Source organism: Pedobacter psychrodurus (assembly GCF_004331735.1).
Lineage (GTDB): Bacteria > Bacteroidota > Bacteroidia > Sphingobacteriales > Sphingobacteriaceae > Pedobacter > Pedobacter psychrodurus.
Genome location: NZ_SJSO01000042.1, coordinates 1 through 9402, shown reverse-complemented (window position 1 = coordinate 9402; position 9402 = coordinate 1). Strand labels below are relative to the sequence as shown.

Below are 9402 nucleotides of genomic sequence, written 5' to 3'. Positions count from 1 at the left end.
CTTCAATAACATCCGCGGATGATAAGCTGTTGTTCCACCGCCTTTGTATTGGTTGATCAGCCCGCTGATATCCAGCGAATCAACAACAAGGTTAACCACCCTTACAAGATCATGTTCTTCGATTAACTCATCAAGCGAAGGAGGTAATAATAGAATTTGTTGAGGTTGGTAGCTTTTGAATTGTGCTGAACTTTGTATCTTAGCCATATAGTAAATTTCTTTCGCACTTAAATTTACTAAACAGCCGCTGCTTTTTCAAGCAACGGCTGTACTTTCTTATACCCTTTTTAGTCAGCCCCAAGACTTATCTCCTATCTAGCAATTATATCAAAATTTTCGACAAACAATTATCACCAATTATAACCTGATTACCAGTCAGATGGTAACATCAGACTGCACATCATCCCTACAAGAAGTCTCCCGACGCAAAGTCCTTTAAAACTTCAGAAGAAATCTTCTCATTTCATTCCATAATAACGCTAGTCAACTTATATTTGATGCATATTATGAACTACCAACAAACGCTTGATTTTTTATACCGTAAACTCCCAATGTTTACCCGAGTTGGCGCGTCTGCTTTCAAAAAAGATTTAACCAATACCATCCTCCTTTGCAAAGCTTTAAATAATCCTCAGGATAAGTTTAAAAGTATCCATGTGGCGGGTACAAATGGAAAAGGATCAACCTCGCACATGTTGGCCTCCGTACTGCAATCGCAGGGTTATAAAACCGGATTGTACACTTCTCCCCACTTAAAAGATTTCCGCGAACGCATCCGCATCAACGGAAAAATGATGAGCAAAACTGAAGTCGTATCGTTCGTAAAAGATCAACAAAAATTGATCGAAAAAACTGAGCCTTCGTTTTTCGAGGTCACCGTTGCCATGGCATTCGATCATTTTGCAAAACATGAGGTAGATGTAGCTGTAATTGAAGTGGGTTTAGGCGGAAGGTTAGATTCGACCAACATCATTACCCCGCAAATTTCAGTCATCACCAATATCAGCCTCGATCATATGAATATGTTGGGCAATACCCTGACAGAAATTGCTGGCGAAAAGGCAGGTATCATTAAAAAGAATATTCCGGTTGTAATTGGCGAAACACAAGAAGAATCTGCTCGAGTATTTATAAACAAGGCAAAAACAATAGCTGCACCAATTGTTTTTGCAGATAGCGTATTATTCGCAAAAGATTTTAAAATCAGGAACAACAAACTTTCCTTATCTGTTTATCAGGAAGGGGAAATTAAATACAAAAATCTTCAAAGCGATCTTACTGGCGTTTATCAGCACAAAAACATTTTAACCGTTCTAGAAACGCTGGCTGTGCTGAACGAAAGAACAGAAATTAAAACTGATCACGAATCAATCTATAAAGGAATAAGCCAGGTTAAAAAACAGACTGGTTTGCAAGGACGCTGGCAAACTTTAGCTAAAAATCCTTTAGTTATTTGCGATACCGGCCATAACGAAGCTGGAATTACCGAGGTAATTAAAAACATCTCACAAACCCCTTATCAAAACCTGCACATTGTTTTTGGAATGGTAAAAGATAAAGATATTTCGAAAGTTTTATCCCTGATGCCAAAAAATGCTGCTTACTATTTTTGCAAACCAGATTTAGAGCGCGGTTTAGCAGCCGATGAACTTAAAGAACAAGCCGCAACATTTAATTTAATTGGAAACAGTTATGCGTCTGTTGCTGAAGCGAAAGAAAACGCCATTCAATCAGCCGACCCTAAAGATTTGGTTTTTATTGGTGGAAGTACATTTGTGGTAGCTGAAGCGATATAAAATCTTTACATAAACTTCAAAATATCTTCATCTAAAAGTTATTACTTTAGCCCTTTAACTAAAACACAATGAAGAAAATATCCTGTCTAATCTTTTCCATTTCTATTTTTTCGATCTCGCTCTCTTCTGCTCAAACTAAAAAACCTACCACAGCACCCACTAAAGCATTTCCCGCCGAAGTTGCACGCCCTAAATTGGTGGTTGGCTTAGTGGTTGACCAAATGCGCTGGGATTATTTATACCGCTACTATAACCGCTATAGCAACGGTGGTTTTAAAAGATTAATCAATGAGGGTTTTTCGGTAGAAAATACATTTATCCCTTATACGCCAACTTATACTGCATGTGGCCATAGTTGTATTTATACTGGTTCGGTTCCGGCTGTTAATGGTATTATTGGTAATGACTGGTATGATCCTGAAACCAAAAAAGGCGTGTACTGTACGGAAGATTCAACTGTATCAACCGTTGGTAGTACGCCATCTTCTGAAGGCAATATGTCGCCAAAAAACATGTTAACCACTACCATTACTGATGAGTTGAGGTTAGCTACGAATTTTAAAGGTAAAGTAATTGGCATTTCAATAAAAGATAGGGGTTCGATCCTTCCAGCTGGCCACGCGGCAAATGCTGCATATTGGTATCAAGGTAGCACCGGAAACTGGATTACCAGTACCTATTACATGAAAGAAGTACCAACCTGGATTGCCGATTACAATAAGCTGAAATTAGCGAACAAGTTCTACGCAAAAAACTGGGAAACGTTGTACCCAATGAATACTTATGTAAACAGCACCGCAGATGAGAAAGCTTACGAAGGTAAAGCAAGTACATTCCCACACCAGCTTACTCAAAACATCGATAAAAACTTCGATGCCATCAGAAGTACGCCTTATGGCAATACCATCACTTTAGATCTGGCTAAATTGGCGATTCTTTCTGAAGATTTAGGACAGGACAACATTACCGATTTCTTGGCGGTGAGCTGTTCATCTACCGATTATATTGGTCATGCTTACGGTCCGAATTCAGTTGAAGCAGAAGATACTTATTTACGTTTAGATAAAGATTTCGAAGAGTTTTTCAACTATCTGGACAAAAAAGTAGGTAAAGGAAACTATACCATATTTTTAACCGCCGACCATGGCGCTGCCCATGTACCAGGCTTTATGCAAGAGAACAAATTGCCTTCAGGGGTAGTGAGTGACCGCGATATCGCAAACAAATTAAATGCTTACCTGAATGATAAATTCAAGGTAAACAATGTTGTTTTAAGATCGATGAATAATCAGATCATTTTCGATCATGATAAAACCGACAAAGGCGATGTGAGTTTCGATGTGATCAAATCAGCATCTGTAGAGTTCCTAAAAAGATTGGATGGGTTCCAAAACGCAGTTGATATTTCTAAAATATCACAATCTACAATTCAGGAAATCCAGAAAAAAATGATTACCAACGGATACAACGCCCGTAGAAGCGGAGATATTTATTATGTTTTAGACCCAAATTGGTTTAATGGTACTAATACGGGTACCACGCACGGAAACTGGAACCCGTACGATTCGCATATCCCATTGGTTTTTATGGGCTGGGGAATCAAAGCTGGAGCATCTAATAAAACACATTACATGACCGATATTGCACCTACACTGGCTGCACTGCTCCATATTCAAATGCCAAATGGTAATGTTGGAGAACCGATCACCGAGATTACCGATAAATAATTCAAAAAACTATGCCCACCAGCATAGTTTTTTTATTTTAGAGAGATTTATATAAACTAGAGTCGTCACCCTGTCCCGATTTTCACATCGGGATCAGGGTCTATTTTTTGCAGAAAGATGCTGAAATAAATTACCAACGAAAGATTCTGAGCAACGGTCGTCATTCTCGCGCAGGCGGGAATCTTAATGCAAGCTACAAATTCTACCATGGCATTACGGATTCCCAATCAAGTTGGGAATGACGCTCCAGTATGTAAATCGCATCGCCAATCCAATATTTTTCTAAAAACCCGAATCCTCATGACGATTGCGTGTTGCAAAGGAATAAATTAATCCTTATGAATAAATATCAATCTAACTAAGGCTTACATTTCCTCTAATATCGTATATGGTAAAAAATTGCGCTTTTTATTATTTTAGATGATGTCAAATTACACCGCAACCAAACTTACATCAATGCTCGAGTCGCATGATATGCTGGCAACATTAAAATTCTATACAGAAGTTTTAAACTTCACCTGCGAAACAAAATTCGATGACCTGAGTTGGTTAACCCTCCGAAAAGATGAGATAGAAATCATGTTCTGTACCCAAACGAGCATCGCAATATTCCTAAATCGATCATGAGTGGCTCACTTTATATTAAAACAAATGAAGTAGAAACCCTCTGGAAAAGCTCAAAAGATGCCTGCAAAATCTGTTATCCGTTCGAAGATTTCGAATACGGCATAAGAGAGTTTGCCATTTACGACAAGAACGGTTATTTACTATAGTTTGGGCAAGATTTATAGCTGAACCAAAAGCCATAACGGTATAAGGTATTCGCTGTTTAAGCTGCTTATTTTAGTACATTTGCGTACCAAATATATTTGGAAACAAGGATCGGTCATCAGCGCATACCGACCCTAAAATCCCATAGTATGCAACAAGTAGAAATCTATAAACCTAAAAATAAAATCCGTTTTGTAACCGCTGCTTCTCTTTTCGACGGACACGATGCAACCATTAATATCATGCGTCGTATTCTTCAATCTTCAGGGGCTGAAGTTATCCATCTTGGTCACAATAGATCGGTTGATGAAGTGGTAAACTGTGCCATTCAAGAAGATGTTCAGGGCATTGCAATGACTTCTTATCAGGGCGGACATATCGAATATTTTAAATACATGTACGATCTCCTGCAGGAAAGGGGCTCGGGCCATATTAAAATATTTGCAGGTGGCGGTGGCGTAATTTTACCTTCAGAAATTGAAGAACTCCAGGCCTACGGAATTTCTAAAATATACTCTCCCGATGATGGGCGTAGGATGGGTTTGCAGGGCATGATCAACGATATGCTAATACAAACCGATTTCATCACCAAAGCCAATATCACTAACGAGCTCGAAACCATACCTACAAAAGATATTAAAGCCATTGCCGGAGCCATTACTGTTGCAGAAAATGATCCCGAAGGTGCACAGAAGTTTGTTGATGAATTAAAAAAGCGCTCAAAAAATAACACCGCTCCCATTTTGGGTATTACCGGAACCGGTGGGGCCGGAAAATCATCATTGGTAGATGAACTGGTACGCCGTTTTTTGGTAGAAGTGAAAGATAAAACCTTAGCGATTATCTCCGTCGATCCTTCAAAAAGGAAAACCGGAGGTGCTTTATTGGGAGATCGTATCCGGATGAATGCGATCAACAATCCTAGGGTTTACATGCGCTCATTAGCTACAAGACAGGCAAACCTTGCCCTCTCGAAGAACGTACAGGAAAGTATCGATATCTGCAAAGCCGCTGGTTACGATTTAATTATTGTAGAAACCTCAGGCATTGGTCAATCAGATACCGAAATTACCGAACACTGTGATGTATCGCTTTATGTAATGACCCCAGAATTTGGTGCCGCTACACAATTGGAGAAAATCGACATGTTAGATTTCGCTGATCTGGTAGCTATTAACAAATTTGATAAAAGAGGTGCTTTAGATGCCTTGCGAGATGTGCGCAAGCAATATAAGCGTAATCACAATATATTTGATGCCAAGGATGATGAAATTCCAGTTTATGGCACTATGGCCTCGCAATTTAACGATCCGGGCATGAACAACCTGTTTGTTGCCTTAATGGAGCAGATCAAGGTAAAAACCAGAACCGATTTTAAGGCCAAAATGGAATTAACGGCTGATCAATCAGAGAAGATTTACATCATCCCCCCCGATCGAATCCGCTATTTGGCAGAAATTGCCGAAGCAAGTCAAACGTACAACGAATGGGTAGATAAACAGGCAACTATCGCCCGGAAAATATATCAACTGAAAGGTGTGATTGATTTACTAGGCGATAATAATTCCCCTGTCGCAGAGGGATTTTCACAGGAAGAGATGTTAAAAAACTTAAATGCAACTTACCACTACTTCGAAGAACAATTAGATGGCGAATGCAAACGTTTATTACGCCAATGGCCTGATACCAAAAGAGCTTATAAAGAGGAATTTTTCATTTATAAAGTCCGCGATAAAGAGATTAAACAACCCTTATTTTACGAATCACTTTCAAAACTGAATATCCCGAAAGTCGCTTTACCAAGATATGAAGATTGGGGCGATATTTTAAGGTGGCTGTTAACCGAAAACCTTCCTGGTGAATTTCCATATGCAGCTGGCGTATTCCCACTAAAAAGAGAAGGAGAAGATCCAACTCGCATGTTTGCAGGGGAAGGTGGCCCCGAAAGAACGAATAAACGTTTCCACTATGTTTCTTTAGGCCAGCCGGCGCACCGCTTATCTACCGCTTTTGATTCTGTTACCCTTTATGGTGAAGATCCACATATCCGCCCCGATATTTATGGAAAAATCGGAAACTCGGGTGTAAGTATTGCCACTTTGGATGATGCTAAAAAACTCTATTCGGGTTTTGATCTTTGTGCGCCGTCAACCTCGGTATCCATGACCATTAACGGTCCAGCCCCGATGTTATTAGGCTTTTTCATGAATGCGGCAATCGACCAACAATGTGAAAAATACATTATTGAAAATGATTTAACCAAAGAAGTCGAGCATAAAATTAATGCAATCTATAAGTCGAAAAATATACCAAGACCATCATACAATGGTACTTTGCCAGCAGGAAATGATGGCTTAGGTTTGATGCTTTTAGGAGTTACCGGCGATCAAGTTCTACCCGCCGATGTTTATGCCAAGATAAGGGCCAAAGCCATTAGTTCGGTTAGAGGAACCGTTCAGGCAGATATTTTAAAAGAAGACCAGGCGCAGAATACCTGTATCTTCTCTACAGAATTTGCCTTAAGGATGATGGGTGATATTCAGAAATACTTTATTGATGAAAAAGTTAGGAATTTCTATTCGGTATCTATTTCGGGCTATCATATTGCAGAAGCGGGTGCTAATCCCATTTCGCAACTTGCCTTTACCCTAAGCAATGGTTTTACGTTTGTTGAATATTATTTAAGCAGAGGCATGCATATTGATGACTTTGCCCCTAATCTATCTTTTTTCTTCTCAAATGGCATCGACCCAGAATATGCCGTTATTGGCCGCGTAGCTAGAAGAATCTGGGCCAAAGCCATTAAGAATAAATACAAAGGAAATGACCGCTCACAGAAGCTTAAATACCATATCCAAACTTCTGGCCGCTCCTTACATGCACAGGAAATCGATTTTAACGATATCCGTACCACTTTACAGGCACTATATGCAATATATGATAACTGTAATTCATTACACACCAATGCCTATGATGAAGCCATTACCACACCTACAGAAGAATCTGTTCGGAGAGCGATGGCCATTCAATTGATCATTAACAGAGAATTGGGCCTCGCTAAGAACGAGAACCCATTGCAGGGTGCCTTTATCATTGAAGAATTAACCGATCTGGTAGAAAATGCTGTGCTTGCCGAATTTAAACGCATCAACGATCGTGGTGGGGTTCTAGGTGCTATGGAAACGATGTACCAGCGTAGTAAAATCCAGGAAGAAAGTCTATATTACGAAACGCTTAAACACACAGGCGAATATCCGATTGTTGGTGTAAATACCTTTTTAAATAAGAATGGCTCACCTACCATAGTTCCAGGTGAAGTAATCCGCGCTACGGAAGATGAAAAACAATATCAGATTTCGGCATTGCAAAAATTTCAGGATCGTAACGCAGACCGTGCAGCAGATCTCTTAAAACAACTCCAAAAATCGGCCATAGCAGGCCATAATATTTTTGAGCAACTGATGGAAGTATGTAAAATATGTTCGTTAGGACAGATCAGTAATGCACTTTACGAAGTTGGCGGCCAGTATAGAAGAAACATGTAATAAAAAAAAGCCCTTATCGATTTGATAAGGGCTCATATAATTTAAACTAAAGTTAATATCCTAACCAGCAATCCAGCTAAATTTATAATCTATAGTTGGGTTTTTCATTCTCTCGGCAACACGTAATAAACGCGTAGGTAAAGCCATAATATAATCGCGGGCTTGTTCACCAGCTTCATTTAAATCACGCATACCCTCAATTTTCCAATCTTCAATCAACTGTTGCATAATTTCAACATAATCAATCGCAGTATAAACACCTAAACGTTGTGCAGCATCTGTAAAGTGACCAAATGTTTGACCAATTTTCAAACCTACCTCACGTAAGAAATGTGCTGGCATTACAATCTTTTTACGCATCATATCTTCAAAAGCCAACATCGCTTCGTTAGGATCAACCTCGAAAATGCGGTTCATGAAATCTTTATAAGCTTTTGCATGTCTAGCCTCATCTGATGCGATTACTCCACACATTTTAGATAATAAAGTATCACCATCTTTTTTTGCCAATGAAGCTACCCTTCTGTGCGATACATTGGTAGCCAATTCTTGAAAAGAAGTATAGATAAAGTTACGGTATGGATCATGACCAGTACCAATATCGAAACCATCAGCAATAAGATATTGCGTAGAGATTTCCATTTGGCGCATATCTACACGGCCTGACAGGTATAAATATTTATTTAACAAATCACCATGACGATTTTCTTCAGCAGTCCAATGGCGAACCCATTTCATCCAACCACCTTCTTCATCTTTGCTATGTCCATCAACCATGGCTAACCACGATTCGTATGTTGGTAAAGCTTCCTCAGTAATGGTATCGCCAATTAAAACGGCCACTAAATCGTAAGAAAGGTCTTTTGCATTATCCCTTAAAATTCTGATATCTTGATAAAATGTTTCACTCGTAGAATCTGGTAAAAAATCAGAAGGTTGCCAGTTGGTATCGATCGGTTTCAAATAAGTTCCCATCGACTCCAGCATATATTTTTCAATATGCACCATTACTTCCCTTCTTTTATCTGCAAAAAAACTCATTACTTATGCTTATATTTTTGTTAAAAACAAAGATAACCAAATATTATGGCAAACCTTATCATATTAACATATTTAGCACGAATTCAGTTTTAAAAATAGTTGAAATTTTCAACATACCCTTTAAATGGTTAAAAGCATAGTTTAGCTTAGGTATTAGGCATAATCCAGATGATTAAATATTTGATGTTTTGGAGCGCAATAGTTGTAATATGTAGCTTGGGTTCCGTCCTGCTGTCCGTTTTACTTCGCCAATGAAGAATTGGCTCCGTGCCCACTTCCATCAGGGCTATGTGGTCTAGTCCTGTATCTAGAAACTTAACTTTTCTTAACTGCTTAATGGTAGAAATAACCGCTATTACAATTCCCTTTACCATTAAGGGATTCAGGACATTAAGAAGAATATATCCAGTCCCTTAATTTTTCTTAACTGCTTAATGGTAAGCAAACAAAGAATAGGCCAAACAGAATGCTTATAAACCAAGAAAACCCTTGAGCATTCCTGCTGAAGGGTTTCTTTTAAGA

The 9402-nt window shown here is 38.9% G+C and carries 5 protein-coding genes and 1 pseudogene; 4 read left to right on the top strand and 2 right to left on the bottom strand.

Annotation, left to right across the window (positions count from 1 at the left end; translation table 11 throughout):
• Window positions 1-207: pseudogene (locus tag EZ456_RS24705) on the bottom strand (IS1182-like element ISMsp1 family transposase); the annotation flags it as partial.
• 299 nt (window positions 208-506) lie between these two features.
• On the opposite strand from EZ456_RS24705, the gene EZ456_RS24700 reads away from it, so the two are divergent.
• The 4 genes from EZ456_RS24700 (at window position 507) to EZ456_RS24690 (ending at window position 7839) form a co-directional block, all read left to right on the top strand.
• Window positions 507-1796, top strand: coding sequence for a bifunctional folylpolyglutamate synthase/dihydrofolate synthase (locus EZ456_RS24700; protein ID WP_131534859.1), 1290 nt, complete (start codon window positions 507-509; stop codon window positions 1794-1796).
• A gap of 68 nt (window positions 1797-1864) precedes the next feature.
• The gene (gene pafA / locus EZ456_RS24695) at window positions 1865-3523 is read left to right on the top strand and encodes an alkaline phosphatase PafA (RefSeq protein ID WP_131534857.1); all 1659 of its coding nucleotides are present in this window, start codon (window positions 1865-1867) and stop codon (window positions 3521-3523) included.
• 623 nt (window positions 3524-4146) lie between these two features.
• Complete coding sequence (locus tag EZ456_RS25210; RefSeq protein ID WP_165501410.1) at window positions 4147-4296, top strand: VOC family protein; 150 nt, start codon at window positions 4147-4149, stop codon at window positions 4294-4296.
• A gap of 147 nt (window positions 4297-4443) precedes the next feature.
• Entirely contained in the window at window positions 4444-7839 is a 3396-nt protein-coding gene (locus EZ456_RS24690; RefSeq protein ID WP_131534855.1) for a methylmalonyl-CoA mutase family protein, read from the top strand.
• A gap of 60 nt (window positions 7840-7899) precedes the next feature.
• Here the strand turns inward: EZ456_RS24690 and EZ456_RS24685 are convergent, their stop codons facing one another.
• Window positions 7900-8880, bottom strand: coding sequence for an acyl-ACP desaturase (locus EZ456_RS24685; RefSeq protein WP_131534853.1), 981 nt, complete (start codon window positions 8878-8880; stop codon window positions 7900-7902).
• Between the last annotated feature and the right edge of the window lie 522 nt (window positions 8881-9402).